The following is a 24,868-nucleotide window of genomic DNA, read 5'->3' on the forward strand; positions in this document are numbered from 1 at the left end:
ACGGCATCCAAGGGCGGATTGCGGAAGGCGAAAGATGTATAAGTTCTCATATGAAGAAACATTGAGCGAGTCCGGCAATCGACAGCGCGAGAACGAGCGCCTCGCCCTGGAGCAATCTGTGGCCCTGTTGAAGACGGCAGAGAAGGCGGGACCGCAGTCGCGCGAAGCCGTAGACGCGATCATCTTCTTAAACAGGCTTTGGAGCTTCTTTCTTGAAGATCTCGCGAAACCCGAAAATGGGTTGCCGGACGAGGTGCGAGCCAAGTTGATCTCAATAGGGATCTGGATGCTCAAAGAAGCCGAGGCGATCAGCAACGGCAGGTCGCGGAATTTCGCGGGCCTTATCGACGTATCAAATGTCATCGCGGAAGGTCTTTGATGGCTGGCGGCCTGAAAATTACCCTGAGAGCCGGTGAACGCATCTTCATCAACGGCGGCGTTCTGCGCGTTGATCGCAAGGTCAGCCTTGAGCTCATGAACGACGTCGTCTTCCTGCTCGAACAGCACGTGATGAAGCCGGAAGATACAACGACGCCTCTGCGGCAATTGTATTTCATGATTCAAATGATGCTCATGGATCCGGCGCTCTACATGAAAGCGCGGACGATGGCGAGGGAATCGGTATCGAACCTCTCAGCCAGCATCCGCGATCCCAAGATTCTTGTCGGTCTCAAGGAGGCCGGCGACATGCTGGATGGCGACCGGCCGTTCGATGCTTTGAAGAAAGTGAGAACGCTGCTTCCGTTAGAGGTCGCGGCAAACGCCTCGGAAGAACGCAGCAAGGAGGTCGCATGACCACGGTTCCAGCCACCGGCGGTACGTCGGGTACGCAGACGTCTTCGAGCAGTCAGTCCTCAACGACGCTCGATTATAATGATTTTCTTCAGTTGATGGTCGCACAATTGCAGAATCAGGATCCGCTCAATCCGACCGATACGAACGAATTCATGTCGCAGATTGCCGAATTCTCGAATGTCGAGCAGAGCATCAACGCGAATTCGAAGCTCGACCAGCTTCTGGTGAATTCCAATATTTCCCAGGCGAGCACGATGATCGGGCTGGTCATAACGGGAACGGATGGCACGCAAGGCGTGGTTCAGTCGGTCCGTATCGACTCCTCAGGCTCGACTGCGATCCTGACCGACGGAACTCAAGTCCCGATCACCGCAGGCGTATCGATAGGATATCCCATATCATCATGACAGAAGGTGATGCACTTCAGCTCGTTCAACAGGCTATCTGGCTGACGATTGTGCTCGCTGGCCCAGTTGTGGGTTCCGCAATGGTTATCGGCGTAGGCGTCGCATTTGTTCAAGCGCTCACGCAAATCCAAGAAATGACGCTGACGTTCGTGCCTAAGATAATTGCCGGATTTGTCATCCTTCTGCTGACGGGAAGCTACAGCGGAAGTTTGCTGAAAGTATTCACCGAACAGATATTCATGCGAATTGCCATGGGTTTTAAATAGCGTTTTCTGATCTATCACGTTGCGTAAATGGTAATATAAACAGACTATTTCGAAAATGCGCAAAAAGAGCATTGCGCCAGTAGCCGACTCGTGGTCGGGATGCTGGCGGCATTTATTTGAATAAGTACGCAGCCTAATCATAGCTACGACTTTAGTGCCGTCGGCTTCATTGCCGGGAAGTTCCACTCTTCATTGAGCGTCGCCGCGTCTTTGCCGCAGGAAACACGTCCGATTGGGTTGCGAGTTCCGTCAATTCGAGCCGAGCACGAAGCATGAGCACATTTGCACTCCGGCAGCTACCGTCGTCCGCGGCTTTCATGTTGGCAAGCCTTGCGGCCATCGCTTGCACGTTTCTCGTGTGGAACATTTCGATGCGCTCTGATGGCGATTTAGCATCGCTTCTGAGCTGGTCCGATGTTTCCTGGCAAATAGCCGAGGTCGATGCAAGAGGTCGTATCGTTCGTCTTGGAGCCCATCCTTTCGGACTGGCGCTTCTTTTCGGACTAGTCACGGCCTGCTGTATGAGCTTCGCTTGGGGCGCCTGGAAGTTCATCGATCGCAGGCCTACGCAACGAGAGGCGGACGAGGGCCTCTCGGATCGGCTCGAAAAAGTCGGCAAAGAACTCGACGACGAAATGTCGTCCGTGATGCGCCTCTTGAAGCAGCATCTGGATTTGAGCGGATCTCATTCGGAATCGTTGACGAAAGCCGCTGATGGTCTCGTTTCTTCGACGTCGCCAGATGGTATCCGGGCGATCATCCAGTACCTCATCAGCGAAAACAAAAAGGTGCAGACCGAGGTCAACGAGCTTAACAACCGGCTTCAGCAGTCGCAGGTGCAAATCGATAAGCTGCGCGTCAGTCTGAGTGACAGCCATCGATTAGGCATGCTGGACGCGGTGACATCACTGAAAAACAGGCACTGGCTGGATGTTCATCTTCCCAAAGAAGTGGAAGCGGCGGCGCACGCCAAGGAACCGCTCAGCATCATCATGGCCGATGTCGATCACTTCAAACGCATCAATGACACGTTCGGCCATGCAGTCGGCGACGAGATCCTGCGGCGCTTCGCGGAACTCCTCTCCAAGAATATCAAGGGCAGAGACACGGCGGCTCGGTATGGTGGTGAAGAATTCATCGTCGTTCTGCCTCAAACGCGGCTCGCGGGCGCCAGAAATCTCGGCGAGCAAATGCGCGGTGAGCTCGAGTCTAAGAAATGGATGCATCATCGCACGGGGCAGCCAATCGGGAAGGTGACGGCATCGTTCGGCATCGCCGAATTGCGGCAAGGCGAAGAATACGACGATTTCCTTGATCGCGCAGATTCCAAATTGTACGAAGCGAAAGCGGCAGGACGTAATCGTGTTGTCGTCGACGAGTAAGTCGGTTGAAAGAGCTTCGCTTAGACACTGACGGATTACAGCGTTCTTAAAGCGGATTGGCGAACAGCGTCCTGAGCTTCGCCGCAGGCACGGCCCGCGAGAAAAGAAAGCCCTGCGCCTCGACGCAGCCCTCTGCTCGCAGTCGCTCAAGCTGCTGCTCAGTCTCGACGCCCTCTGCGACGCTCGTCATTCCAAGATTATATCCGAGCTGAATGATTGATCTGCGAAGTGTCGCTGATCGCTTGATGTTCGCGACCGCCGACACGAACGACCGGTCGATTTTGATTTTGTCGAACGGAAAGTCCTGTAAATAGCTCAGCGAAGAAAATCCTGTACCGAAGTCGTCGATCGAAAAGCGAACCCCCATCTTCCGAAGCGTTTCAAGCGTCGCGGAAGCCGTGTCACGGTCCTTCATGAGGAGCGTTTCAGTAATCTCCAGGATCACACGGGACAGCGGTATATTCTTTGCAGCGTTGGTGACTTTCTCGACAAGGTCTGGCTCGCGAAACTGAGCCGGGGAGATATTGACGGCAACCCAGATGTCATCGGGCCAGAGGCTCGCCTCCGCACACGCGCGCTTCAAAACCCAGTCGCCAATTTGGCCGATAAGCCCGCATTCCTCCGCAATCGGGATGAACTCGGACGCAGGAATAATTCCGCGGACCGGATGCGACCAGCGTATCAGAGCTTCGCAACCGACGATGCGCCGCGTCTTGACGTTTACGATCGGCTGGTAGTGAAGTTCGAATTTGCTGTTCGCAATCGCCTCATGCAGTCCCATGATGATCTGGTGACGCTTCTGCAGGCGCTCATGCATCGAATGTTCGAAGAAGCCGAAGCTTCCGCGCCGCACGGATTTGGTCCGGTAGAGCGCCATGTCGGCATTCGTCAGTAGCTTCTCGGCATCGTTCCCGTCGGACGGGCCGACCGCGATCCCGATGCTTGTACCGACGGTAAGTGTATTGTCCCCGAGTTCGAAGGGCTCTGCAAACGCCGAAAGGATGCGCTTTGCGAGCGATTCGACTTCTTCGATGGATTGCGGCGCCATCTGAATAATGGCGAACTCATCGCCGCTGATCCGTGCGACCGTGTCGGTATCACGGACTTCGCTTTTTAACCGTTCTCCGACTGCAAACAGCAGCGCATCGCCGACATGATGGCCGAGAGTGTCGTTGATCGACTTGAAGCGATCGAGATCGAGGCAGTGAATGGCGAGCGCCCAGCCGCCCTTGGCTTGCGCAAGTGCAGAACGCACGCGCTCTTGAAACAGCGTGCGATTGGGTAGTCCGGTTAGTGCGTCCTGATGCTCAAGGCGCCCAATGGTTTCCTGGTCGCGTTTGCGTTCGGTAATATCAAAGTGGGCAACGATAAACCCGCCGTCGGTAAGCGGCGTGCTGCGAACTTCAAGGCATGTGCCGTTGGGCCGGCGCCGCTCGAACACTTGCGACTCACCTTTCGTCGTGAGATCGAAGCGAGAGCGGATTTGCTTCTCAGTTTCTCCCGGCCCGTATTCGCCGCGCTCGGCATTGAAGTGATAAAGATCCTCAAGAGTTGGAAGACCGCGTTTAAAGAGAGCGTCCGGATATTCCAAAAGCTGCTTTTGTCGTTCGTTGATCAGCACCATGTGCAGATCGCGATCGAAAATAGTTAGGCCGCCAGGAAAGCTTTCAGCTACAGCCTGCAGCAACACATCATTATTCGGCCGCGCGACGTGGGTTTCGACGGGGGCAGACGCCTCCACCTGAAGCGACACAAACCCCGTGACGCGTCCGCTCCGGCCCTTGAGCGGCCGAAGGGTCGCGTCGACCCAATAGAGAGTTCCGTCTTTGGCTCGATTTTGAATGCGTGAATGCCAAGTTTCACCGCGGTTGAGAACTTCATAAGCCGCGCTCCAGAATGCGCGGGAATGATGGCCTGAACTCAAGATTGAATGGTTTTGCCCCAAGAGCGCTTCGCGCGCATAGCGGCTGATCCGTACGAACGCGTCATTCACATGAATGATGCGACCTTCATTGTCTGTGATCGATACGCAGCCGAAAGGATCGAGCGCTGACGCCAGCGCTTTGGCGTTTCCTGACAGGCTAGGAGGGGCGGCCGCAGGTTTTGCCTTGCGGGCTGTTTTCTTAGCCGCAGCAGTTTGCGTACGTTCGCTGGGCTTGAAAGCCGTAACGCCCTTAGCTGCTGAGCCCCGCATCATCCCGCCCGTTTACATTCTGGCCGAATACTGAACGAAATCCCTCGCGTTCGGATTTCGAGCGGGCCCAACTTTCCCATTTTATCATGCCGACCATGCGTCGGCGCGTCACGTCCACATTATTTTACATTTTGCCAGTTCTGAAACTGACAGACCTCATCTATTCGCATAATTGGTCTTAAATCTCTTAAGGTCCGATTATCCGATTTCCGGGCGAATCAGGTTGTTCATAACTCGTCGGTATACGGATATGTGTTTTGGTGCGCGAAAGCCCTCAAATCACCAGGGCAGATAGAAGGCTGGCTCTACAGTAGGTGCGTTTGCGGCAGAGGCGCGTCGGCGCCATCGTAATGAGCGTAGATGCAAGTGTACCAAATGCGTCAATCACGCAGAAAATAGGTCAGCAACTTGGCGATAGAACGTCCAAAAGATCAGAGGCAATTCGGCCGGCGCACGGTTTTCAAGCCGGGTACCGTCGTGCTTGACGATGGTCAACGTATTGACGGTACCATTCTCGATCTTTCGGAGGGCGGCGCTAAGATTAAAGTGCCGAATCCGAATTTATTGACCGGCGAATTTTTTTTCGAAGTGCCGAGCGGCGATTTGATTGTCCGATGCCGTGTTGTTCGGGTCGACGCGGGCATCGTCGGCCTGCGCTATATCAAGCCGCCGCGCCGATTGTCATGGGTTAAGAAATAGTGCGCCGCGAGTCGGCAATTGCCTGAAATGATTCAAGGTTTGGCGAATTAGAAATTGTGCCGAGCCGCGAGGTTAAGAGGGTGCTACAAAAGTTCCTTATTGGGGCGAAATTAGAGCTTTGGTGATATTTCGATATTTATTCAATTAATGAGAAATAAATTTACGTCGTAAACGAATTCGATAGCATTGCCGAATACGGTTATCGCACGGCAGCTTGATTAAGCAATCAAAGGCATGACGCCGCGCAGCCGTGTCGGTTTAGATCCGACATGTTCCGGCCTATTCGAGCAGGAACACCCTTCATGGGCAATGGTCGATTGCGCCCGGCATTTGCCGGTCGTTGCTGCGCATCTTTCGATATCCGAAACGTCATCGCTCGCTCGCGCACGTGGATCGCGGCGAATGAAGTCGTGCGCGCATAGTCGGTCGTTAGCCCACGAAAACGAAATTCGTCCTCCCACCGTCAAAGGCGAAAGCCGGTCCATCTCAAAACGAATACGAAAAAATACGAGGAGAGAAGCACGCCATGGTCGTTGAGTATATTAATAGCAAGTGGTCGATGCCCCGTCGGCTTGTGCTAATCGCTTCGGTTTTTCTTATTCCGTCGCTGGCTCAACTTTATCTCTATGCAGATAATACGTTCCGGCACATCGGCGTGGTCGATCGCGAAATTGAGGGTGCCAAGCTCGCGTCGGCCGTTTGGGCGAAGATGCCCACCAGCAAGGACGGAGTGGTGACGGGCCGAGAGAGCGATGAGCTCGCAAGCGCAGCAAAAGCGCTTGGGGTTGGATCGGCGCTTGGCGCTTTCGAAAATGCCAAGACGGTGAGCGAGCAGGCCCACAACGGCTTCGAGCTTTTGGATCAGATCGCAAATGCGTCCGGCCTTGCGACGGACGCGTCGGACGACGGTTTTTATGCTCAGGATATCTTTATTCAGCGCCTCTCGGGCGTGAAGCAGGCAATCGTTGAATTGCAGGATACGCTTTCGACGCAGGCCACCGCGGGCGATCAAACTGATTTGGCGATGAATTATGCCGTGCTGTCACGCACCAACGCCAAGTTGAAGGCCTCGTTGCGCAAACTGTTTGGTGAGGATGCAACGGGTGAACTCAAGCGCGCCATTGGGGATGAGCCTGCACAGCTCGTGGCGAAGCTTGACGGCATCGCTGCGCAGATCAAAGCTGCGAACTATCAGCGAACGGCACTGGGCGGCGCGTTCCAAGCTTCTCTCTCCGATGCCAACGACATGATCGGAGCGGTGGCGAGTTCGCTCGGCGAGACCTTCCTTCAGATTGCCCAGCGGCGCGTGAACGCTGAATCAAGCGCGCTCTACTGGACGCTCGGCCTTTTGGTGTCGGCAACGATCCTCGCAATCGTTCTAGTTGCTCTCATTTCGAGAGGGACGTCACTCCGGCTTTCCAATCTCGTCCGCTCCATGGAGCAGCTGAGCCACAAGGACCTGACCGCAACCATTCCTTATCTCGCTGACACCAATGAGAATGGCAAGATCGCTGGCGCCCTGTCACGCTTCAAGGAAGCCTTGCTGGAAAACAAATCGATGACGGATTCGATTGTTTCGGCGGCCAAGGAACAGCAGGAACAGAGTGAGCACTACGCCCGTGAGCACGAACGCTTCATGGCAGCATTCACCTCTGCAGCGGAACGTATTGCGAGCGGAGATTTCACGCATCGCATTACCGAGAATGTCATCAGCGAGTACGAAGCCATCATCAACCAGATGAACCTGATGATGGGTCAACTTGAAGCGGCTCAATCTGGAAAGATCGAGGCTGAGAACCAGATCAACGTCGTCGTCGCATCTCTTGGAACGGCGCTCTCCGAGCTTGCGGACGGGAATCTTGAAACGACGGTCTATGCCGAATTCGCTCCGGAATTCGAAAAGCTGAAGCGAGACTTTAATACGGCAGCCTCACAGCTCAAGAGCACGATCGAACTCGTGAAAAAGGGCGCTGGCAGCATCAGAATCGGCACCGAAGAAATTTCGCAAGCGTCCGATGATTTGTCTCGTCGCACCGAGAACCAGGCGGCGAGCCTTGAAGAGACGGCTGCTGCGGTCAAGGAAATCACCGATACCGTCGGCAAGACGGCACAAGGTGCAACGCATGCTCGCGATACGGTTTCTGTCGCAAAGTCGGATGCCGAAAAGAGCGGCGAGATCGTTCGCAAAGCGATCGCTGCAATGAACGGTATCGAGACGTCCTCCAAGCAGATCAGCCAGATCATCGGCGTCATCGACGAGATCGCATTCCAAACCAATCTTCTCGCGCTTAACGCCGGCGTCGAGGCGGCGCGTGCAGGTGATGCGGGTCGTGGATTCGCTGTCGTTGCTTCGGAAGTCCGCGCTCTGGCGCAACGGTCCGCCGAGGCTGCGAAGGAGATCAAGGGATTGATCTCCGCGTCGACCGGCCAGGTCGCGCAGGGCGTGCAATTGGTCGGCGAAACCGGTCAGGCTCTGACGCGCATCGTTTCTCAGGTCGGAGAAATTAACGAGATCGTCACGGGAATCGCGGCAAGCGCCAACGAGCAGGCGCACGGTCTCGAACAGGTCAACACGGCCGTCAACGAGATGGATCAAGTCACCCAACAGAACGCCGCTATGGTCGAGGAAGCAACGGCAGCCACGCAGACGCTCGCCCAGCAGACTGAAGAGCTGGTGCGTCTCGTCAGCCGCTTCCGGACGGGTGCAGACACGGTCGTCGAATTGACGCCGCGTCGCGAGCAGCAGCCGAAGCCGGTTGCTCGTCTTGCGCAGGCCGCCGCAAAAATGAAAGCGGCCGCCGGTGGCGGTAGCCGTCACAGTGTAGCCGCAGCAGCTGATGCGGGCTGGGAGGAATTTTAATGGCAAGAAAGAGGGCACAACCGGCACGCGCGAAGGCTGCTAAAACCGGCCAGCGCAAAGCGCCGGCAGCGAAAGCGGCGCAAGAGGCGGTGCTGAGCGAGGAGGCCGAAACCTCGGTCGCAGTTCTTCCCGAAGCAACGATTTCTGAGCCGTTGTTGCTGCCGGAAACACTCGATTCGGCGTGTGCGATATCGGTGAGAAACATGCTGTTGGAACGCCGCGGTTCGCCGTTGGTCGTCGATGCCGGGCAGGTGCGCCGAACGGGTATGCAGGCGGTCCAGATCTTGATCGCGGCTGCACAGACTTGGCAGGCTGACGGGCATAGCTATGCGGTAACGAATCCCAGCAGCGAGTTTCTCGACACGATCACACTTGTCGGACTGACGCGCGAGCAGATCTTTCTCGAAGGAATGGCCGGATGACACAGACAATACTCACCGTCGACGACTCTCGAACCATGCGTGACATGTTGCGAATGGCGCTGGCCGAAGCGGGATACAACGTCCTGCAGGCTGAAGACGGTGTCCACGGTCTCGAAGTCCTGCAGACGGCGACACCTGACGTCATCGTCACTGATATCAACATGCCGAAGATGGATGGTTTTGGATTGATAGAAGCCGTTCGCAAGGACAGCCGCTATCGCCGCGTTCCGATTCTCGTCCTGACGACCGAGAGCGATGCCGCCAAAAAGCTGCGCGCTAAGGAAGCCGGAGCCACGGGCTGGATCGTCAAGCCCTTCGAACCCACGAAGTTGATCGCAGCCATTCGGCGCGTCGCGGCATAAAATAAAAGAGAAGTGCAATGACCGTCGATACGATGGCCGCTATCCGCCAGACTTTCTTCCAGGAGTGCGAGGAGCAACTCTCCGAAATGGAGGCTGGCCTGCTCGCAATGGACGAGGGCAATGCGGATTCAGAAACAGTCAACGCCGTCTTTCGGGCGGTACATTCGATCAAGGGCGGTGCCGGCGCATTCAAGCTGACTGCGCTCGTGCAGTTCGCACACACGTTCGAAACGGCGCTCGATCACGTTCGCAGTGGTAAGCTGGCGCCGACGGCGGATGTGATGAAGCCGATGCTCCGTGCCGCCGACGTCCTGGCCGATCTTGTGGAAGCTTCGCGCGACGGCACAGACATCGACGAATCGTCGTATGCGGCAGTCGCTGCCGAGGTCAAAGCGCTGACGGCCGCCAACGAAGAAGAGGACGTTGAAGAAGTCATAGACTTCCAGCCGTCGGTTATAGATTTCGAGATGCCGGCCATTGCGACGGAGCCGGAAGCTCCGCCGCTGCACGAATATCGCATTCGGTTTGTGCCGCGCCCCGAGCTCTATGCCAATGCCAACGAAGCGGCGCTCATCATTCGGGAATTGTCCCGTCTCGGCAGCATCGAAGTTTCGTGCGATGCAACGGCCGTTCCCGACCTCGAAGCCATCGAGGCCGAAGGCGCCTATCTCGCCTGGGATATCAAACTCTCATCGCAAGAACCCACTGAGGCCGTTCGCGAAGTATTCGAATTTGTCGACGGCGAAGCGGAAATCAACATTGAGACGGATGGCCAGCCCGGCGTTTCCGACGCCGACATAGCTGCGCTGCTCGCCAAGGCGCTTGGAAGCTCATCCCCGCCCGAAGCTGAAGCGCCTGTGGAGGAAATACCGGACGCGGGATTCAAAGCCGCTGTACCGCAATTGGAACTGCAAGCAGACACGCCTGCAGAGCAGGTCGCCGCGCCTGAACCCACTCCGCAGGCCGCGCAGGCGATGGAAACCCCAAAAGCGGCTGCCGTTCCCGCGCAAACCACGATCCGAGTCGAGTTCGATCGCGTCGATCGCCTGATTAATCTCGTCGGCGAGCTGGTGATCAACCAGGCGATGCTGTCGCAGCGCGTCGTCGAAGCGAACCTCGCAGGATCGTCATCGATCGTCATCGGCCTTGAAGAGCTCGAGCAGCTGACGCGCGAAATCCAGGAAAGCGTGATGGCGATCCGCGCTCAGCCGGTGAAGCCGCTGTTCCAGCGCATGTCGCGCATTGTTCGCGAAGTGGCGGATGCGACGGGCAAGCAGGTCCGCCTCAAGACGGAGGGCGAAGCGACTGAGGTCGACAAGACGGTTGTCGAGCGACTCGCCGAGCCTTTGACGCACATGATCCGCAACGCGGTGGATCACGGCATTGAAACGCCGGAAGCCCGCATTGCTGCGGGAAAGCCGCCTGAAGGAACCATTCGCTTGAGCGCCGCGCATCGCTCGGGCCGGATCGTGATCGAAATATCCGACGACGGTGCCGGTATCGACCGTCCGAAAGTGCGTGCCTCGGCAATCAAGAAGGGCTTGATCTCGCCTGACGTGCAACTGTCCGATAACGACATCGACAATCTGTTGTTCCTGCCGGGCTTCTCGACCGCCGCAACCATATCGAGCATTTCCGGTCGTGGTGTCGGCATGGACGTGGTCAAGCGGTCGATCGTTGCGCTCGGCGGGCGCATTGCCATTTCATCGCGGCCGGGACAGGGTTCGACTTTCTCGATGAGTTTGCCGTTGACGCTGGCGGTCCTCGACGGCATGGCCGTCTCTGTTGCCGGTCAGACGCTTGTCGTGCCGCTCACCGCCATTGTCGAGACGTTGAAGCCGAAGAAGGCCGAGCTTCACGGACTTGGCAAAGACGGCCGGGTGATGTCGATCCGGAACACGTTCGTTCCTCTCATCGACGTTGGCACCCAGCTCGGATTTCGCGATACGCCGGCCGATCCCGAAAACAGTGTCGCGATCCTGGTCGAAACCGACGGCGGCACGCGCAATGCTCTTCTAGTCGATTCGATCCAGGATCAACGCCAGGTCGTCATAAAAAGCCTTGAGACGAACTACGGGACGGTCGCTGGAATCGCAGCGGCAACCATTCTCGGAGACGGTCGCGTCGCGCTCATTCTCGATGTGGACGCCTTGCTTACCAGCTCATTCGATACCCTTCGAAGCGATGATCTGCGCTACGGGACAGGAGGATAACAACCATGCAAGACGCAAGCTCCCCCGCCAACAACGTCAATCGCGAGTTCGTCGCGTTTCGCGTCGGCGATCAGGAATTCTGTATCGACATTATGGGCGTGCGCGAAATTCGGGGCTGGACGCAGGCCACGCCGCTGCCCCATGCGCCGCCCTATGTTCGCGGCGTCATCAATCTGCGCGGTGCGGTATTGCCAATTGTCGATCTCGCGATGCGCTTCGGGCTGGGCCTGACCGAGCCCACGCCGCGGAGTGTCATCATTGTCGTTCAAGTCCATCAGCAGGTCATCGGCCTTCTCGTTGACGCCGTGTCGGATATCTTGACAGTCTCCGAAGCTGCAATGCAGCCGACACCGGATATCGCTTCGGGCCTTGCAAAGACGTTTGTGAAGGGCGTGTATCCTGTTGACGGGCGCATGATCAGCATCGTGGCGTTGGATTGTGTTCTGCCAATCAGCGAAAAGGCTGCCGCATGACGCCGGAGCCGCGAGGATCTGCCGCGGCGCCGTCGGGCGCGCTCGTGACGGGAGAGTTTGCATTTTCCGATGCAAACTTTCGTGAGATCGCACGCATCGCCAAGGAAGAAGCGGGTATCGACCTGCCGCAGTCGAAGGCAACCCTCGTTTATTCGCGTCTGGCCAAGCGCCTGCGCGCCCTCGGCATCTCGACATTTTCCGATTATTGCGCCGCCGTCCGTGAAAATGACGACGAGCGCAACAGCATGATCGCTGCGCTAACGACCAACGTCACGCGATTCTTCCGCGAACCCCATCATTTCGAACATCTCCGCACCCAAATCATCGCGCCATTGGCCGATGCCGCGCGCCGCGGCAAACGCGTTCGGCTATGGTCGGCGGCCTGTTCCAGCGGCCAGGAACCTTATTCGATGGCTCTGACGGTGCTATCCGTGCTGCCGGAGGCTGCATCTCTCGATATCCGTATTCTGGCGACGGATCTCAATCCGCACGTCGTCGCTCGTGGTAAGGCGGCCTGCTATCAGAAAGAAGAACTGCAGGACATTCCATCGAACCTTCGGAGCAAGTGGCTCGAAGCGGCGCCTGGTGGCGATAACAGCATCATGCGCGTCGCTGAGGAAGCACGCTCTCTCGTGTCGTTCCGCGAACTCAATCTGATGGGGTCGTGGCCATTTCACGGACCGTTCGACGCGATCTTCTGTCGAAACGTCGTGATCTATTTCGATCGCGAAACGCAAAGCGCGATCTGGGGACGATTGGCGCGGATGTTGCGAGACGATGGCACCCTTTACATCGGTCATTCCGAGCGTGTCGCAGGACCTGCCGCCGCAGTGCTGCTGGCTGACGGCATCACGACCTATCGTAAGAAAGGCGGCAAGACGTCATGAAGAAGGTAAAAGTCCTTGTGGTCGACGATTCTTCGACGATGCGAGGGCTAATCGCAACGGCGTTGACCAAAGATCCCGATATCGAAGTCGTCGGGCAGGCCGAAGATCCAATTCAGGCGCGTCAGGCCATCAAAGCGCTCAATCCTGACGTCATCACGCTCGATGTCGAGATGCCTAACATGAACGGACTCGATTTTCTCGAGAAGATCATGCGTCTGCGGCCGATGCCGGTGATCATGGTCTCGACGTTGACGGGCCGAGGCGCCGACGAGACAATCCAGGCGCTCGAAATCGGCGCGGTCGATTGTATCGAGAAGCCGCGTCCCGGCAACGAGCACAGCTTCGAAGAGCTTCCGTACAAGGTCAAGATCGCAGCGTCGGCGCGTGTCCGTCCGCTCGTCAAATCGGACGTCCATGCGCCGGAGGCTTCAAATGCCCGTGCGCCGCATGAGTCCTATCAGCCCGATGGCCGCATCATCGCCATCGGTGCTTCGACGGGCGGCGTCGAAGCGCTCATGGCGCTCCTTTCTCAGTTTCCTGAAAATTGTCCGCCGACCGTCATCACGCAGCATATGCCGCCGACGTTCACACGCAGCTTTGCAATGCGACTCGACAGGCAGTGTGCGCCGAAAGTTCAAGAAGCGACCGACCGGGCCAAGCTTCTTCCCGGACACGTTTTCCTTGCACCGGGCGGTACGCAGCACCTTGAAATCACGGCGGATCTTCGCTGCCGATTGAAGACTGCCGACCGCGTCAACGGTCACTGTCCATCGGTTGACGTTCTTTTTCAGTCCGTTGCGAAGACCTGCAAAGCCAACGCAATTGGCGTGATCCTGACCGGCATGGGTAAAGACGGCGCCGCCGGCCTGCTCTCGATGCGCCAGGCAGGCGCAAAGACCTTCGGACAAAGCGAGGCCAGCTGCATCGTCTACGGCATGCCCAAAGCCGCCTTTGAAATGGGCGCCGTGGAAAGGCAACTCCCGCTCGATAAATTGGCTTCGGCCATCATTGTAGAAACGTCCAAGAACAAGAATCACTAGGAGGCCTTCACTATGCCCGCAATGCAGCAATTATCGATTCTGGTTGTCGACGATACGTCGGTCAGCCGAGCGCTTCTGACGGACGGACTCGATCAGATCGGATTGAAGTCGTTCAAGGTTGCGAAGGATGGCGAAGAAGGCCTGAAGATGATGATGACGGCGCCCTGCCACCTCGTTATCTCGGACTTCAACATGCCGAAAATCGACGGCATTCAGCTTCTTCGCGCGCTCCGCCAGCATGCCCCAACAAGCAAGGTTGGCTTCATTCTGGTGACGGGCAAAGGCGACAAAGCGCTGATTGATGAAGGCAGGAAGTGGGGGCTAAACAACTTTCTCGCAAAGCCCTTTTCAGTCCCGCAATTGAAGACCTGCATCGAGGCCGTGGTTGGTAAGCTGACATGACTACCGCGTCCACAGCGGAAAAGCGGATCCACATCATCCAGGGCGAGTTCTTCGTCACTGACGACCGCAATGTCATGGTGACGACGATCCTTGGATCGTGTGTGGCAGCGTGCATTCGCGATCCGCTGGCGGGTGTCGGTGGGATCAATCACTTTCTGCTGCCGGGTGAGCTTGGGAGCACACAGCAGGCCGAACGCATGGGCGTCCATCTTATGGAGCTGCTCGTGAACGGACTGCTGAAAGCCGGCGCACGACGCGAACGCCTCGAAGCCAAGGTGTTCGGGGGCGCCCGAACAGTGCGATCACGCTCCGACATCGGCAAGAACAACGCCGACTTCGCGATGCGCTTTCTCAAGGCCGAAGGCATCACCTATGTCGGTGGCAGCACTGGGGGTGCGCAGGGGCGCAGAATTCAGTATTGGCCGGTTTCCGGCCGCGCGCGGCAAATCCTGCTGACGGGGCCGACGGAGATCGAACGGCCGGCGAAACTGCCGGTTGCCTCGCTCGTCGACAATGCCGGCGAACTCGAACTTTTTTAGTGGCACTAAGCTGGGGGATAAAAATGAACAACCACAACGGCGGACTCCAGCAGTCTGTGAACGTGCCCGTTCCCGACGTTCTGCGCACGACATCCGACGAAGTGCGGATGCTGGCTGGCTCGGCTGCGGATCTTCAGAATTTGATTGGCAATCTCGTCGTCGCCGGCGCATTCGGCGGTTCGCAGTCCATTTACGAACTGCAAAATCTGGACCGGCTTTGCCAGAACCTAGACGCCATTGCCGATTTTCTGGACGGCCTTTCTGAAAGCGCGCTGCCCGCCTGGAAAATCGATGTCGCAAGCGCCGCGAAGACGATCAAGCTCGCCGATGTCGCCCAGCGGTTGACGGGGCAGACAGCCGATAGCCAGAACGCGACCGGCGATTTTGACGATTTCGATAGCTGGCCGATGCCTCGTTGAGCTAAGCGCCGACGAATTCCCGCGCAGCGTCGAGCGAGGCGAAGCGGCGACGCCCGACAAGCGTGTCGATCTCGATCGAGCCGTCGTCGTATTCCAGAAATTCGCGTCCCGCGAGTTGGCCGCCAATAACCGCTTGGGGAGGCGACGGCAAGGGTGGCGGTGTCGGCATTGGCGTCGGCGACATGCGAGGCGGCTCGAGGGGCGGTGCGCTCCGAGGCATTGCGCTAACCTTCGTCAGCGAACGGCCGCGCTCGAGAACCGGCAGAATTTTCATCGAAACGGCGGCGATCAAGATGCTCTGCACGATCGCCAGCGCCATCAATCGGTGAATCCAGATTTCCGGTGAATCGGACCGAAGAGCCGAGCAGCCGATAATGAAGATGCCAACCGAAAGCGCGCCAAGCCCGGCAAAAACCGAGAACGCGGCGAGACTGCCGCGCCGTCGAACCGATTGCGGTTTAATCCCAAGTTCAACGTCGCGCGTGAGACGGACTTTGAGTTCGGCGGCAGACTTCCGGAAAACGGCATCGAAGCCGAAATCAGTATCAATGGCTGTCATAGTTTTCTCATCATGTCTTGTTTGGAGAGATAGGCCCAACTATCAATCATTACGTCTTTAACGACATCGCGCCCCATGCGCTTGTTCGCGCCGGCGGCCACGTTATTGGCGAGCTCGTTGATCACTTGTTTGCGCCCGCTCTTCATGTCTTCCGGCGCTTTCTCGTAGATTTGTCGGAAAGCTTCGTCCGCGACGAACGCCTCAGGCTGCACCGTGCTGATCTTCAAGAGACTTGTGTCGGCGAGGAACTGCAGGCGCGTTACGATGTAACCAAGAACCTCGCCGTTCGACAGCAGCGGCACGCTGACCATGCGCGTGCGCATCATTTGATATTGGCCTTGCTCGGCGTTTGCGCTCGCGGCCTTCGCCGCCGCCTTCCACGACATCGCGCCATAAAGGCCGCCGATTGTCGACAGACAAGTGATGAGTGCAAGGACCAGCGATCGGATCACGGGCTACTCCGCATCGGTCCGATATTGCGCGTATATGTGCCATCCGATTCGGCGTTTTGGATCGCATCGGACAGCATTGCCGTGATTTCTTTTACGGCATCAAGATGCAGGCGGATCTTCCGAAGATTGACGGCGAGCTTGCCGCGAAAGACCTGCAATCGCAATTCGAGATCTTCATTGACGTCGTCGCTTTTCAAGCGCCGCATCGCATGATTGAGATCCACGAGGCCCTGGCTCTTGCGATCGTTTGATGTCTTGAGATCGAAATTGGGCGCCTTGTCGAGGGCGATCGTCTCTTCCTCGAGATACCCTTCGATGCGATTGAGCACGGCAAAGACGACGGCGCGCGCGGCATCAGCATCGTGCATCGGCGGCTGATGTTGTGGCGCATTGCGCCGGTCGCCCCGAGCGTGGTTATTCGTGCGGGCCGCACCGCCAGCCGGGAACTGAGAAGAGCCGGCTTTATCATCTGCAATGAGCGTGCCCATATCTACTTTCCTTTCGAGCCATCAGGCTCGTGCTTCATTATCATTTGAGCAATTCCGATCGTTCCCGATTTGGACAGCGTCGTCGCCATATGGTCTGCCAGCATGGAACGCCATATCGAACCCGCAGTGCCTTCCCCAAACAACGCATCGGAATCTTTCGGCAGCCATTCCTCAAGCATCTGTCGGAGATAGAGCGCCTCGAATTGCTGGCCCACTTCTTTGAGCTTTTTCTGCCGCGCGTCGTTCGCCGGAACTTGGGTCGACGAAGTCGCAGTCTGCGCAGTCTGGCTATTGCTCGCCGACGTCAGCCGAACGCTCTGCTTCGCGGCCCAAATGGCCTGATCTGCTGCTGAAACGGGTGGGATGCTCGACATCAAATCATCGTTGGAATGTGTGCGACGGTATCAGGTTGAACGCGGAGACTTACACCGGCCTTGCGCGGCGAGGGATTGCTGGAATTCGAGCAAAGCTTCGAGGTCTTTTTGTTCGGATTTGCGTGCTTCTTCGGCGCGAACATCGGCAAGTAACTCGGATGCGCCGTGGGTGCGGCCTGCCGCTTGCGCATAGCGGCGGACGGCAGCCTCGTGCTCCCTCGCGAGGCGTTGAAGGCGCCGGTCCATATTGCCGATGCTACGCGACATGAGCGCCAGGAACGGTTCGGTTTCGGGCGTCGGATTGGCGACCCGCGCCAGCAAAGCGTCCTGCGCCGAGCGCAAATCGTTGACCTGCCGCGCTAGCTCGCCGACCTTGGCCCGCTCTGTCGTCTCGAGATCGCGAAAGAGATCAACGAGACGGCGTACTTTGCTCGATGATCTAGCCATATTGACCGATATTCTGGATAGCTTGAGAGACGAGAGATGCGAAAATTTCCAATACGGATTTGTCGATCTGCAGAAGAATAAAGAGACCACCGAGCAGGACGAACGGCGTAGACACGAAATAGATCGGGATCTGCGGCACCATCTTGTTCAGGAAGCCGAACGCAAGGTTGACCGTGATTGAATAAACGACGAGTGCCGCGCTGAGCTGAATCGTGAGGCGGAAGGCCGTATCGATATTCGAGACGATCAATTGCAGATTGGGGGGCGAGGCAATTGCCGTGCCGACTTTGAGCCCGACATATGAGTTCTGCAGCATGCGAATGACGTTGATGTGCTGGTCCGTAATAAAGAACAGCGCTACGGCCGGCATCGTCACCATCGAGCTGAAGGGTGATGAGGGATCGTTGTTGTCGACGGAATGCGAGAAGATCGAGCCATAGCCCGCAAGGTTCGCCATCGTTGTCGCCGCAAACTCGAGCGCTAAGAATAGAACGCGCACAAGGAAGCCCAGAAGAATGCCGGTCAGAGTTTCGATGCCGATCAGAGAAAGGAGATTGCCGGACGTTTCCGTCGTGGCCGGCTGGACCGCATCAAACACCAAGGGCGTTATCGCAAGCGCGACAGCAATCGCCGCGAAGAGACGAAGCTGCACTGGAATGCGCTCGCTCGAAATGCCGGGCAAGACCATGAAGCAAGCGCCGACACGGCAGAATACGACAAACGGAACAAGCAGTGTTTGATGTGTCAGTTCCGTCATGAGATCGCGCCGAGCGACTGGATCTGGACGCCCCGGCTGATTTCCAAATGCGAAAGAACGGGTAGCGTGCCGTAGAGGCGCTCGGTAACGGTATGAACATATGGGCGCGTTTCGGCGGCGGTCACGAGCACGAATTGATGTCCGGCATCCATGAGCGGCTGCACGACGCGAGCCAAATCTGTTCCAAATTGCTCGATCAGGCGCGGCTCGATATCGAATTCGACGACTTCGCCTTTGGCGTCGCGCTTCAATGCCTGATGGAACGCGAGTTCCCATTTGTTCCCAAGGCGCACGACCTTGAGATAGTTGCCTTCGCTGAGATCGCCGCAAATCTGTGTCGAAAGCCGCATGCGAACATGCTCGGAAATCTGCTCCGCCTTGCGCGTAAACGGCGCGATCTCTGCGACGGCTTCGAGGATGAGATGCAGATTCCGGATCGAAACGCGTTCGGCGAGGAGCATTTTAAGAACGCTCTGCAGGCCGGAATATGAGATTTGCGTCGGGCAGATTTCATCGAGCAGCTTGCGATATTCCGGATCGAGGCGTTCGAGCAGCGCCCGGAGATCACGATATGAGAACAGCTGCGCGAGGCTGTTGCGGATGACTTCCGCCACGTGCGTCAGCAACACCGATGTATTTTCAACCGGCACGAAACCATCGCGTTTAAGCGCGTTGGTGAATATATCCGGAATCCAGAAGGCCTTCATGCCGAACGCCGGTTCGCGCGTCTCGTCACCTGGAGCTTCCGGCTTCGGACCATCGCCGACGACGACAAGTACGTCGCCGAGACGAAGCTCGGCGCTCGCGACGACCGTGCCGTGAACTTTGATCTGATAGCTTTTCGTCGGCACAGACAGGTCTTCCGAGAGACGGATTTCCGGAACGACGAACCCATATTGCTTCGCGAACTTCCGGCGCATCTTGGCGACGCGCTGCGGCAGGTCGCCGGTCGGACGCATAAGAACCGTTGAGATTTGCTTGCCAAAGCAGATCTCGATTTCGGTGGTCTTAAGTTGATCGCGGATGGACTGACGCGATTGCTCATCGGCCGACGGGACCTGTGCAGCGTCTTTCGCCTGCTCCGCAGTGCGCTCCGCGGCTGCTTTCTGTCGAAGCTGTCCCACGCTGATAAAGGTAAGCAGACCGCCGATGGCCGCAAACGGCAGCAGCGGCAGACCCGGCGCCAACGCGAGGATGGACATGACGCCGCCAGCCACCATCAGCGCGCGCGGATAGTTGCCGAGCTGGCTGACGATGACGCCTTCTGTCGACCCCTGTGTCGCGCCTTTTGAGACCAGAAGGCCGGCCGCGAGCGAAACGATGAGAGCCGGCATCTGCGTGACGAGGCCGTCGCCGACGGACAACTTGACGAAGGTGTCGACGGCGTTTTCAAACGGCATGTCGTGTTGCGTTATGCCGATGATGATACCGCCGAAGATATTGACGGCCGTAATGATGAGTCCCGCGATGGCGTCACCGCGCACGAACTTCGAAGCGCCGTCCATGGCGCCGAAAAACTGGCTTTCCTCTTCCAGTTCTTTGCGTCGGCGGATGGCTTCTTTTTCGTCGATCGAGCCAGACGACAAGTCGGCGTCGACGGCCATCTGCTTGCCGGGCAGCGAGTCGAGGGTGAAACGCGCGCCGACTTCGGCGATACGCGTTGCGCCCTTGGTGATGACGACGAAATTCACCGTTACCAGAATGATGAAGACGATGATGCCGATAACGAAATTGCCGCCCATGACGAACTGAGCGAAACCGGCGATCACGTGTCCGGCCGCGCCCGGCCCCTCGGCGCCCTGCGAAAGAATAAGTCGCGTCGTCGCGACGTTGAGCGACAATCGCAGCAGCGTCGCGATAAGTAGAATCGTCGGAAACGCCGAGAACTCCAGCGGACGTCGTATCCACAACGAAACCATCAAGATGACAATGGCCAGCGCAATCGAAAGCGCCAGCCCCAGGTCCATCATGAAGGCAGGGAGTGGCAGAAAGAGAATGGTCAGGATGCCGACGATGCCGACAGCCAGGCCGGCATCGCGCTGACCCAAGCCTAAATCGATGCCACCCTGAGCGGCGGTTTTCGTCGCAGCCATGAAAAGAGATCCCTCGCGCTTTGGGGCGAGCTTCCTACCCGAAGCTTGCGCGAGGTCGTCATCGGATCATGGACAGCGGAGAAAAATACAAAAATTCTCGAAATTCCGGCCGCGTCAATAGGATGACTCAGCCGATCGCAGAGAGTGACATCCGCAACTCAAGGCGCGTCGGACGCCGGGGGCGCCTATTTTGCGGCTTGCGCCGAATGCAGGTCCGCAGACAGCGGTCGCGGCCTCGGTTCGGATATCTCGGCTGCGGCGTTCCCTCGGCCGATGCCGGAATAATTGAAGCCGAGGCTACGCGCCGTTTCGGCGTCGATCGCGTTTCTGAGGTCAACGATGGTATTGCCGGTCATGCGCGCTTTGATGGCCTCAAGATTGAGTGCGCGGTACTCGTTCCATTCCGTGACGACCACCAGGATGTCGGCGCCTTCGGCCGCCTCGTTCGCGTTCTCACACCAGGTGATGCCTGGAAGCAGAGGCTCCGCTTGGCGGCGTCCTTGCGGATCGCAGGCCCTAATCGTTGCGCCACGCTCTTGCAGCATCGGCACGATGACAAGGCTCGGCGCATCGCGCATGTCGTCGGTATTGGGTTTGAACGTCAGCCCAAGCACCGCAATCGTCTTGCCGCGCACTGATCCGCCGGCGGCTTCCTCGATACGGATGGCCATCGCCAGCTTGCGCTCATGATTGACACGTTCGACCTGCTCGATGATCGAGATTGGCGCCTTGAATTCCCGCGCAGTTCGGATCAACGCTGAGACGTCTTTCGGGAAGCAGGACCCGCCATAACCCGGCCCCGGATGCAGGAACTTATCGCCAATGCGACGGTCCTTGCCGATAGCCGATGCGACCTCCTGCACGTCGGCTCCCACGCTCTCGCACAGATCGGCAATTTCGTTGATGAAGCTGATCTTGAGCGCCAGGAAGGCGTTCGCCGCGTATTTCGCGAGCTCAGCCGATTCGCGTTCGACGAACATGACGGACGAACCGCGCAGCGCCAGCGGCTTATAGAGGCGTCCCATAACCTCGCGCGCACGCTCGTCGTCGGTCCCGACCAGAACGCGATCGGGATGCGTGAAGTCCTGGATCGCCGATCCCTCGCGCAAGAATTCCGGATTGGAGCAGACAGCCACATCGGCGTCCGGCCGCTTGGCTTTGAGACGGCGTTCGATTTCGCGACTCGTTCCGACGGGCACCGTCGATTTTGTCGTCACGACAGTGAAGTCTTGAAGGTACGGCGCTGCTTCCTCGACGGCCGTGAAGACATAGGAGAGATCGGCGTATCCGTCGCCCCGGCGCATTGGCGTGCCGACAGCCAGAAAGACGACATCGGCGTCGGCGACAGCCGGACCCAGCTTCTCCGTAAATAGCAGGCGCCCGGCCTTGATATTCCGCTCCATGAGATCATCGAGGCCGGGTTCATAGATCGGGGAGCGCCCAGCTTTGAGATCTGCCAGCCGGTCCGGATCTTTGTCGACGCAGGTGACCGTCCAGCCGAAATCGGAAAAGCACGCCGCCGAAACAAGACCGACGTAGCCCGCTCCAATCATACAGATCTTCATAGTCGCAATCCCTCGTATCCCACAGGGACGATATTCCACCAAACGGCGAACACCGCCAGCCCATATTTCCGGCGAACGCCCTGCATTCTGACGGGTTGGTAAAACTGCGCAATATCATTGCGTTATGACGCTAAGCTCGATGCTGAAAAAAAGTCGCAAGCTCCGTGCATGGCGCTTATTCATCAGCACGGTTCTAAGCATTGCACGTCTTCTTATTTGATCCGGCGTGCCGAACAGCGTCTTATGGCTCTTGCGGGCAAGATTGGCGTGCTCGCCGCGGTGATTTCGATGAGACTTGCGCCGCGTCATCAAACGCTAAGCTCCACGACGCACTCGTGGGCTCCGCCACTGGAGACCGCTATGAAACAGACGAACTTTGACTGTCTTTCTCCTCACGAAACGACGATGAACGTCGGTTGTCGGATGAGCTGTTGTCTCTGCCGCTGTTGAGCGCGCAAAACCGCTCAGAAAACGGCGTTTTTATTCCCCAATCGCAATCATTCAGAGGACGCTGGCCACTGCCGGCGAACAAGAAGACATGTCAAAATCATACGTCATCGAAGTTGGAGACGATCAAGCCGGTCTAGTCATTCGAGAGGACGGAGAACGCGAATACCTCTTTCACTCAGCGTTAGCAGCTTACGACGCCCTTGAGGGACGCCGCTTCGCCAATCCGTTCCTGGCAGAAAGAGCAGCTATCGCGCACGCATCGGCCCGGCGCCATTTTCGAGGCCGGGCAGCTGCTGCGAGAGGCGTCGGGCTATGACGGAAAAGCGATATCGCATCGTTGCACCAGAGCATGAGCAAGATTTCTCGGGCCACCAGCCGAGAACTCGCGTTCGTGGCAACGAAAGGCCCTCGTTGATCGTCGCAGCGTCACGCGATGAACCGTTATCGGATCCCGTGTCCGAACTCGCGCCCGTCGGCCCATCGCCCGATTTGTAGGCGGATTAGGAAGCGCGGACCCGTAATGTTTTTTCGCTCCCTGGACCTGATCGCTGCGTCCGCGAACAGGACTTGAGGCCGGCGGTGCCAACTCGGCGCTGCCGGTCTCCTTTTCTCCGAGTTGAGATCAACCGCGACCAGACGTCGTCTGCGCGGCCATCTCGTCCCGGCTGTCATTGACTGGTATCAACCCCTTCCTGGCGGCGCGGGTGTTAGCTGCAGGCTAGTGAAGCTTGGGAGGGGAATTATGGACGATCATTTCTGGCCTTCGATGTATCCGGGCCTGATTGTGGGCATTCTCTACGGTTTGTCGCTTCGCGGCGTTTCCAACACTGTTATCGCAGCGATCGGCGGCGTTATCGGCGCGGCGATCGCCTACGAAGGGCTTTTGGCTGCCAACTTGAATGACGGCTTGCCCGGCGTGATCAGCCTTTGCGCGGCGGCCTTTGTTGGCGCCTACTTGTCGACCACTGCCGTGCGCCGCATGGCCAGCCCGCCGAAATCATAAATCTCGCAGCGCGCAGACCGTTCGCAGTTCACGCGACAAAAGTGTGGATGAGCTACAACTTTGGGGCATTCTTATTGGATGTCGCAGAGTTGTCGTGCAACCGTCGTCAATGTTTCAATGAATCTTGAAATGCAGCGGGTTCATTCTTGTCGACGGAGGAGCTATGGCCGATCTCGTGACGACGGCGGCTCTTGTCTTCTGCATTTTGGCGGTGTCCACCCACCTTTTGACGGTCGCCTTGACACTCTACCGCGTATCGGCGCCACGTAGCCGATCGCGTGCGACAAATGTTGAGCCGGTCAGCATCGTGCGTCCGGTTTGCGGTGTCGATCATTTCGATGAAATGACATTGCGTTCGACATTCGAACTGAAAGCCGCGGACTATGAGGTTATATTTTGCGCGGCTCGCGAAGATGATGCGGCCGTACCGCTTGTTCGCAAGCTGATCGCCGAATACCCGCATATCCAGGCCCGCCTGTTGATCGGCGATGATCGGCCAACCAGCAATCCTAAGCTCAACAACATCGTCAAAGGATGGGCGGCCGCACGCCATCGGTGGATCGTTCTGGCGGACAACAATGTCCTGATGCCCGCGCACTACCTCGACGATCTGTTCCAGAGTTTCACGCCGGGTGTGGGCCTCGTCTGTTCGCCGCCCATCGGAAGTCGACCGATCGGTTTTTGGGCTGAACTCGAATGCGCATTCCTCAACACCTATCAGGCTCGCTGGCAAAGCGCGGCCGATACGATCGGATTCGGATTTGCTCAGGGCAAGTCGATGCTTTGGCGCCGCGATATCCTCGACGATGCTGGTGGCATCGAAGCGTTGGGCGCCGAGATTGCCGAAGACGCTGCCGCTACCAAGATCGTCCGCTCTCATGGTCTTGACGTCCGGCTCGTAGATCGCCCGTTCGAGCAGCCGCTGGGCCTGCGAACCAGGGCTCAAGTCTGGGATCGGCAAGTGCGCTGGGCGCGACTGCGTCGTGCAACGTTCCCCTTGTTCTATGCGCCGGAAATACTTTCCGGCTGCACTCTGCCTGCCGCCGCTGCCGCCGTCGCCGCAACGGCCTTCGACGTTGATCCGTTAATGGCGCTCGCTGGGCTGCTGTCGCTTTGGTTGGGTGCCGAAGTCTTGTTGGCACACGTTGCGGGCTGGCATCTGCGGTGGCATTCGCCATTTACGTGGCTTCTACGCGATGCGCTTTTGCCTGTACTCTGGGTCGAGGGCTGGGTGGGAGACACCTTCGTCTGGCGCGGCAACGATATGAGCGTCGCCGAGCAGAACCGCGAACTCGCAGTCACCAATAAGATCTGAATCAG

General features: G+C 57.7%; 28 protein-coding genes. 18 read left to right on the forward strand and 10 right to left on the reverse strand.

Going from position 1 to position 24,868, the window contains the following annotated elements:
• Positions 1 to 34: 34 nt before the first annotated feature.
• The 5 genes from flaF (at position 35) to RLW55_RS07025 (ending at position 2,850) form a co-directional block, all read left to right on the forward strand.
• Positions 35 to 379, forward strand: a complete 345-nt coding sequence (flaF, locus tag RLW55_RS07005; protein ID WP_409561318.1) for a flagellar biosynthesis regulator FlaF — start codon at positions 35 to 37, stop codon at positions 377 to 379.
• Positions 379 to 795, forward strand: a complete 417-nt coding sequence (flbT, locus tag RLW55_RS07010) for a flagellar biosynthesis repressor FlbT (protein WP_409561317.1) — start codon at positions 379 to 381, stop codon at positions 793 to 795. The genes flaF and flbT overlap by 1 nt, the downstream gene beginning before the upstream one ends.
• Positions 792 to 1,202: a flagellar hook assembly protein FlgD gene (gene flgD, locus RLW55_RS07015; protein ID WP_409561316.1), complete on the forward strand. Its 411-nt coding sequence runs from the start codon at positions 792 to 794 to the stop codon at positions 1,200 to 1,202. Before flbT ends, flgD begins: the two co-directional genes overlap by 4 nt.
• Positions 1,199 to 1,468 (forward strand): flagellar biosynthesis protein FliQ, encoded by a 270-nt coding sequence (gene fliQ, locus RLW55_RS07020; protein ID WP_409561315.1) that lies wholly within the window; start codon positions 1,199 to 1,201, stop codon positions 1,466 to 1,468. Before flgD ends, fliQ begins: the two co-directional genes overlap by 4 nt.
• A gap of 272 nt (positions 1,469 to 1,740) precedes the next feature.
• Entirely contained in the window at positions 1,741 to 2,850 is a 1,110-nt protein-coding gene (locus RLW55_RS07025) for a GGDEF domain-containing protein (protein ID WP_414464135.1), read from the forward strand.
• Positions 2,851 to 2,896: 46 nt separating this feature from the next.
• Here RLW55_RS07025 and RLW55_RS07030 read toward each other — a convergent pair whose 3' ends face one another.
• Positions 2,897 to 5,047, reverse strand: coding sequence for a putative bifunctional diguanylate cyclase/phosphodiesterase (locus tag RLW55_RS07030; RefSeq protein ID WP_423415978.1), 2,151 nt, complete (start codon positions 5,045 to 5,047; stop codon positions 2,897 to 2,899).
• Positions 5,048 to 5,452: 405 nt separating this feature from the next.
• Here RLW55_RS07030 and RLW55_RS07035 point away from each other — a divergent pair, with 405 nt between their 5' ends.
• The 11 genes from RLW55_RS07035 to RLW55_RS07085 all read left to right on the forward strand — a co-directional run bounded on the left by RLW55_RS07035 (position 5,453) and on the right by RLW55_RS07085 (position 15,360).
• Entirely contained in the window at positions 5,453 to 5,743 is a 291-nt protein-coding gene (locus RLW55_RS07035) for a PilZ domain-containing protein (protein WP_423415979.1), read from the forward strand.
• 526 nt (positions 5,744 to 6,269) lie between these two features.
• On the forward strand, positions 6,270 to 8,603 hold the full coding sequence (locus RLW55_RS07040) for a methyl-accepting chemotaxis protein (protein ID WP_423415980.1): 2,334 nt from the start codon (positions 6,270 to 6,272) through the stop codon (positions 8,601 to 8,603).
• On the forward strand, positions 8,603 to 9,025 hold the full coding sequence (locus RLW55_RS07045) for an STAS domain-containing protein (RefSeq protein ID WP_423415981.1): 423 nt from the start codon (positions 8,603 to 8,605) through the stop codon (positions 9,023 to 9,025). Before RLW55_RS07040 ends, RLW55_RS07045 begins: the two co-directional genes overlap by 1 nt.
• Positions 9,022 to 9,387 (forward strand): response regulator, encoded by a 366-nt coding sequence (locus tag RLW55_RS07050; protein WP_024276535.1) that lies wholly within the window; start codon positions 9,022 to 9,024, stop codon positions 9,385 to 9,387. Before RLW55_RS07045 ends, RLW55_RS07050 begins: the two co-directional genes overlap by 4 nt.
• 17 nt (positions 9,388 to 9,404) lie before the next feature.
• Complete coding sequence (locus RLW55_RS07055) at positions 9,405 to 11,600, forward strand: chemotaxis protein CheA (protein ID WP_423415982.1); 2,196 nt, start codon at positions 9,405 to 9,407, stop codon at positions 11,598 to 11,600.
• A 5-nt stretch (positions 11,601 to 11,605) separates the two neighbouring features.
• On the forward strand, positions 11,606 to 12,073 hold the full coding sequence (locus RLW55_RS07060; protein ID WP_409561309.1) for a chemotaxis protein CheW: 468 nt from the start codon (positions 11,606 to 11,608) through the stop codon (positions 12,071 to 12,073).
• The gene (locus RLW55_RS07065) at positions 12,070 to 12,960 is read left to right on the forward strand and encodes a CheR family methyltransferase (RefSeq protein WP_409561308.1); all 891 of its coding nucleotides are present in this window, start codon (positions 12,070 to 12,072) and stop codon (positions 12,958 to 12,960) included. The genes RLW55_RS07060 and RLW55_RS07065 overlap by 4 nt, the downstream gene beginning before the upstream one ends.
• Positions 12,957 to 14,000 carry a protein-glutamate methylesterase/protein-glutamine glutaminase gene (locus tag RLW55_RS07070; RefSeq protein ID WP_423415983.1) on the forward strand — a complete coding sequence of 348 codons (1,044 nt, stop codon included), beginning with the start codon at positions 12,957 to 12,959 and terminating at the stop codon, positions 13,998 to 14,000. Before RLW55_RS07065 ends, RLW55_RS07070 begins: the two co-directional genes overlap by 4 nt.
• A 12-nt stretch (positions 14,001 to 14,012) precedes the next feature.
• Positions 14,013 to 14,402 carry a response regulator gene (locus RLW55_RS07075; RefSeq protein WP_409561306.1) on the forward strand — a complete coding sequence of 130 codons (390 nt, stop codon included), beginning with the start codon at positions 14,013 to 14,015 and terminating at the stop codon, positions 14,400 to 14,402.
• The gene (locus tag RLW55_RS07080; RefSeq protein WP_409561305.1) at positions 14,399 to 14,941 is read left to right on the forward strand and encodes a chemotaxis protein CheD; all 543 of its coding nucleotides are present in this window, start codon (positions 14,399 to 14,401) and stop codon (positions 14,939 to 14,941) included. The genes RLW55_RS07075 and RLW55_RS07080 overlap by 4 nt, the downstream gene beginning before the upstream one ends.
• A 23-nt stretch (positions 14,942 to 14,964) precedes the next feature.
• Positions 14,965 to 15,360, forward strand: coding sequence for a hypothetical protein (locus RLW55_RS07085; protein ID WP_414464129.1), 396 nt, complete (start codon positions 14,965 to 14,967; stop codon positions 15,358 to 15,360).
• A gap of 1 nt (position 15,361) precedes the next feature.
• Here the strand turns inward: RLW55_RS07085 and RLW55_RS07090 are convergent, their stop codons facing one another.
• The 9 genes from RLW55_RS07090 to RLW55_RS07130 all read right to left on the reverse strand — a co-directional run bounded on the left by RLW55_RS07090 (position 15,362) and on the right by RLW55_RS07130 (position 22,404).
• Positions 15,362 to 15,919: a hypothetical protein gene (locus RLW55_RS07090; RefSeq protein WP_423415984.1), complete on the reverse strand. Its 558-nt coding sequence runs from the start codon at positions 15,917 to 15,919 to the stop codon at positions 15,362 to 15,364.
• Positions 15,916 to 16,371: a flagellar basal body-associated protein FliL gene (locus RLW55_RS07095; protein ID WP_414464127.1), complete on the reverse strand. Its 456-nt coding sequence runs from the start codon at positions 16,369 to 16,371 to the stop codon at positions 15,916 to 15,918. Before RLW55_RS07095 ends, RLW55_RS07090 begins: the two co-directional genes overlap by 4 nt.
• Positions 16,368 to 16,859, reverse strand: coding sequence for a hypothetical protein (locus RLW55_RS07100; protein ID WP_409561301.1), 492 nt, complete (start codon positions 16,857 to 16,859; stop codon positions 16,368 to 16,370). Before RLW55_RS07100 ends, RLW55_RS07095 begins: the two co-directional genes overlap by 4 nt.
• Positions 16,860 to 16,861: 2 nt before the next feature.
• Complete coding sequence (locus tag RLW55_RS07105) at positions 16,862 to 17,233, reverse strand: rod-binding protein (protein WP_423415985.1); 372 nt, start codon at positions 17,231 to 17,233, stop codon at positions 16,862 to 16,864.
• A gap of 30 nt (positions 17,234 to 17,263) precedes the next feature.
• The gene (locus RLW55_RS07110) at positions 17,264 to 17,680 is read right to left on the reverse strand and encodes a hypothetical protein (RefSeq protein WP_409561299.1); all 417 of its coding nucleotides are present in this window, start codon (positions 17,678 to 17,680) and stop codon (positions 17,264 to 17,266) included.
• Positions 17,673 to 18,437, reverse strand: a complete 765-nt coding sequence (locus RLW55_RS07115; protein ID WP_409561298.1) for a flagellar biosynthetic protein FliR — start codon at positions 18,435 to 18,437, stop codon at positions 17,673 to 17,675. Before RLW55_RS07115 ends, RLW55_RS07110 begins: the two co-directional genes overlap by 8 nt.
• Positions 18,434 to 20,530, reverse strand: coding sequence for a flagellar biosynthesis protein FlhA (flhA, locus tag RLW55_RS07120; protein WP_013949896.1), 2,097 nt, complete (start codon positions 20,528 to 20,530; stop codon positions 18,434 to 18,436). Before flhA ends, RLW55_RS07115 begins: the two co-directional genes overlap by 4 nt.
• Before the next feature lie 185 nt (positions 20,531 to 20,715).
• The gene (locus tag RLW55_RS07125) at positions 20,716 to 22,113 is read right to left on the reverse strand and encodes a UDP-glucose dehydrogenase family protein (RefSeq protein WP_414464577.1); all 1,398 of its coding nucleotides are present in this window, start codon (positions 22,111 to 22,113) and stop codon (positions 20,716 to 20,718) included.
• Between the two features lie 96 nt (positions 22,114 to 22,209).
• On the reverse strand, positions 22,210 to 22,404 hold the full coding sequence (locus tag RLW55_RS07130) for a hypothetical protein (protein ID WP_423415986.1): 195 nt from the start codon (positions 22,402 to 22,404) through the stop codon (positions 22,210 to 22,212).
• Between the two features lie 883 nt (positions 22,405 to 23,287).
• On the opposite strand from RLW55_RS07130, the gene RLW55_RS07135 reads away from it, so the two are divergent.
• Entirely contained in the window at positions 23,288 to 23,548 is a 261-nt protein-coding gene (locus RLW55_RS07135; RefSeq protein ID WP_423415987.1) for a hypothetical protein, read from the forward strand.
• A 163-nt stretch (positions 23,549 to 23,711) separates the two neighbouring features.
• Positions 23,712 to 24,863, forward strand: coding sequence for a ceramide glucosyltransferase (locus RLW55_RS07140; protein ID WP_423415988.1), 1,152 nt, complete (start codon positions 23,712 to 23,714; stop codon positions 24,861 to 24,863).
• Positions 24,864 to 24,868 lie beyond the last annotated feature (5 nt).

The organism is Hyphomicrobium sp. B1 (assembly GCF_049532635.1).
Lineage (GTDB): Bacteria > Pseudomonadota > Alphaproteobacteria > Rhizobiales > Hyphomicrobiaceae > Hyphomicrobium_B.

Excerpts from the sequence above, each read along its gene's own strand:
- RLW55_RS07025 (WP_414464135.1), top strand. The coding sequence starts at position 1,741 with ATGAGCACATTTGCACTCCGGCAGCTACCGTCGTCCGCGGCTTTCATG.
- RLW55_RS07115 (WP_409561298.1), bottom strand. The coding sequence starts at position 18,437 with ATGACGGAACTGACACATCAAACACTGCTTGTTCCGTTTGTCGTATTC.
- flaF (WP_409561318.1), top strand. The coding sequence starts at position 35 with ATGTATAAGTTCTCATATGAAGAAACATTGAGCGAGTCCGGCAATCGA.
- RLW55_RS07050 (WP_024276535.1), top strand. The coding sequence starts at position 9,022 with ATGACACAGACAATACTCACCGTCGACGACTCTCGAACCATGCGTGAC.
- RLW55_RS07130 (WP_423415986.1), bottom strand. The coding sequence starts at position 22,404 with ATGACGCGGCGCAAGTCTCATCGAAATCACCGCGGCGAGCACGCCAAT.
- RLW55_RS07085 (WP_414464129.1), top strand. The coding sequence starts at position 14,965 with ATGAACAACCACAACGGCGGACTCCAGCAGTCTGTGAACGTGCCCGTT.
- RLW55_RS07030 (WP_423415978.1), bottom strand. The coding sequence starts at position 5,047 with ATGATGCGGGGCTCAGCAGCTAAGGGCGTTACGGCTTTCAAGCCCAGC.
- RLW55_RS07090 (WP_423415984.1), bottom strand. The coding sequence starts at position 15,919 with ATGACAGCCATTGATACTGATTTCGGCTTCGATGCCGTTTTCCGGAAG.
- fliQ (WP_409561315.1), top strand. The coding sequence starts at position 1,199 with ATGACAGAAGGTGATGCACTTCAGCTCGTTCAACAGGCTATCTGGCTG.
- RLW55_RS07135 (WP_423415987.1), top strand. The coding sequence starts at position 23,288 with ATGGACGATCATTTCTGGCCTTCGATGTATCCGGGCCTGATTGTGGGC.
- RLW55_RS07040 (WP_423415980.1), top strand. The coding sequence starts at position 6,270 with ATGGTCGTTGAGTATATTAATAGCAAGTGGTCGATGCCCCGTCGGCTT.
- RLW55_RS07060 (WP_409561309.1), top strand. The coding sequence starts at position 11,606 with ATGCAAGACGCAAGCTCCCCCGCCAACAACGTCAATCGCGAGTTCGTC.
- RLW55_RS07075 (WP_409561306.1), top strand. The coding sequence starts at position 14,013 with ATGCCCGCAATGCAGCAATTATCGATTCTGGTTGTCGACGATACGTCG.
- RLW55_RS07055 (WP_423415982.1), top strand. The coding sequence starts at position 9,405 with ATGACCGTCGATACGATGGCCGCTATCCGCCAGACTTTCTTCCAGGAG.
- RLW55_RS07065 (WP_409561308.1), top strand. The coding sequence starts at position 12,070 with ATGACGCCGGAGCCGCGAGGATCTGCCGCGGCGCCGTCGGGCGCGCTC.
- RLW55_RS07080 (WP_409561305.1), top strand. The coding sequence starts at position 14,399 with ATGACTACCGCGTCCACAGCGGAAAAGCGGATCCACATCATCCAGGGC.
- RLW55_RS07100 (WP_409561301.1), bottom strand. The coding sequence starts at position 16,859 with ATGGGCACGCTCATTGCAGATGATAAAGCCGGCTCTTCTCAGTTCCCG.
- RLW55_RS07140 (WP_423415988.1), top strand. The coding sequence starts at position 23,712 with ATGGCCGATCTCGTGACGACGGCGGCTCTTGTCTTCTGCATTTTGGCG.
- RLW55_RS07045 (WP_423415981.1), top strand. The coding sequence starts at position 8,603 with ATGGCAAGAAAGAGGGCACAACCGGCACGCGCGAAGGCTGCTAAAACC.
- RLW55_RS07105 (WP_423415985.1), bottom strand. The coding sequence starts at position 17,233 with ATGTCGAGCATCCCACCCGTTTCAGCAGCAGATCAGGCCATTTGGGCC.
- flhA (WP_013949896.1), bottom strand. The coding sequence starts at position 20,530 with ATGGCTGCGACGAAAACCGCCGCTCAGGGTGGCATCGATTTAGGCTTG.
- RLW55_RS07070 (WP_423415983.1), top strand. The coding sequence starts at position 12,957 with ATGAAGAAGGTAAAAGTCCTTGTGGTCGACGATTCTTCGACGATGCGA.
- RLW55_RS07110 (WP_409561299.1), bottom strand. The coding sequence starts at position 17,680 with ATGGCTAGATCATCGAGCAAAGTACGCCGTCTCGTTGATCTCTTTCGC.
- flbT (WP_409561317.1), top strand. The coding sequence starts at position 379 with ATGGCTGGCGGCCTGAAAATTACCCTGAGAGCCGGTGAACGCATCTTC.
- flgD (WP_409561316.1), top strand. The coding sequence starts at position 792 with ATGACCACGGTTCCAGCCACCGGCGGTACGTCGGGTACGCAGACGTCT.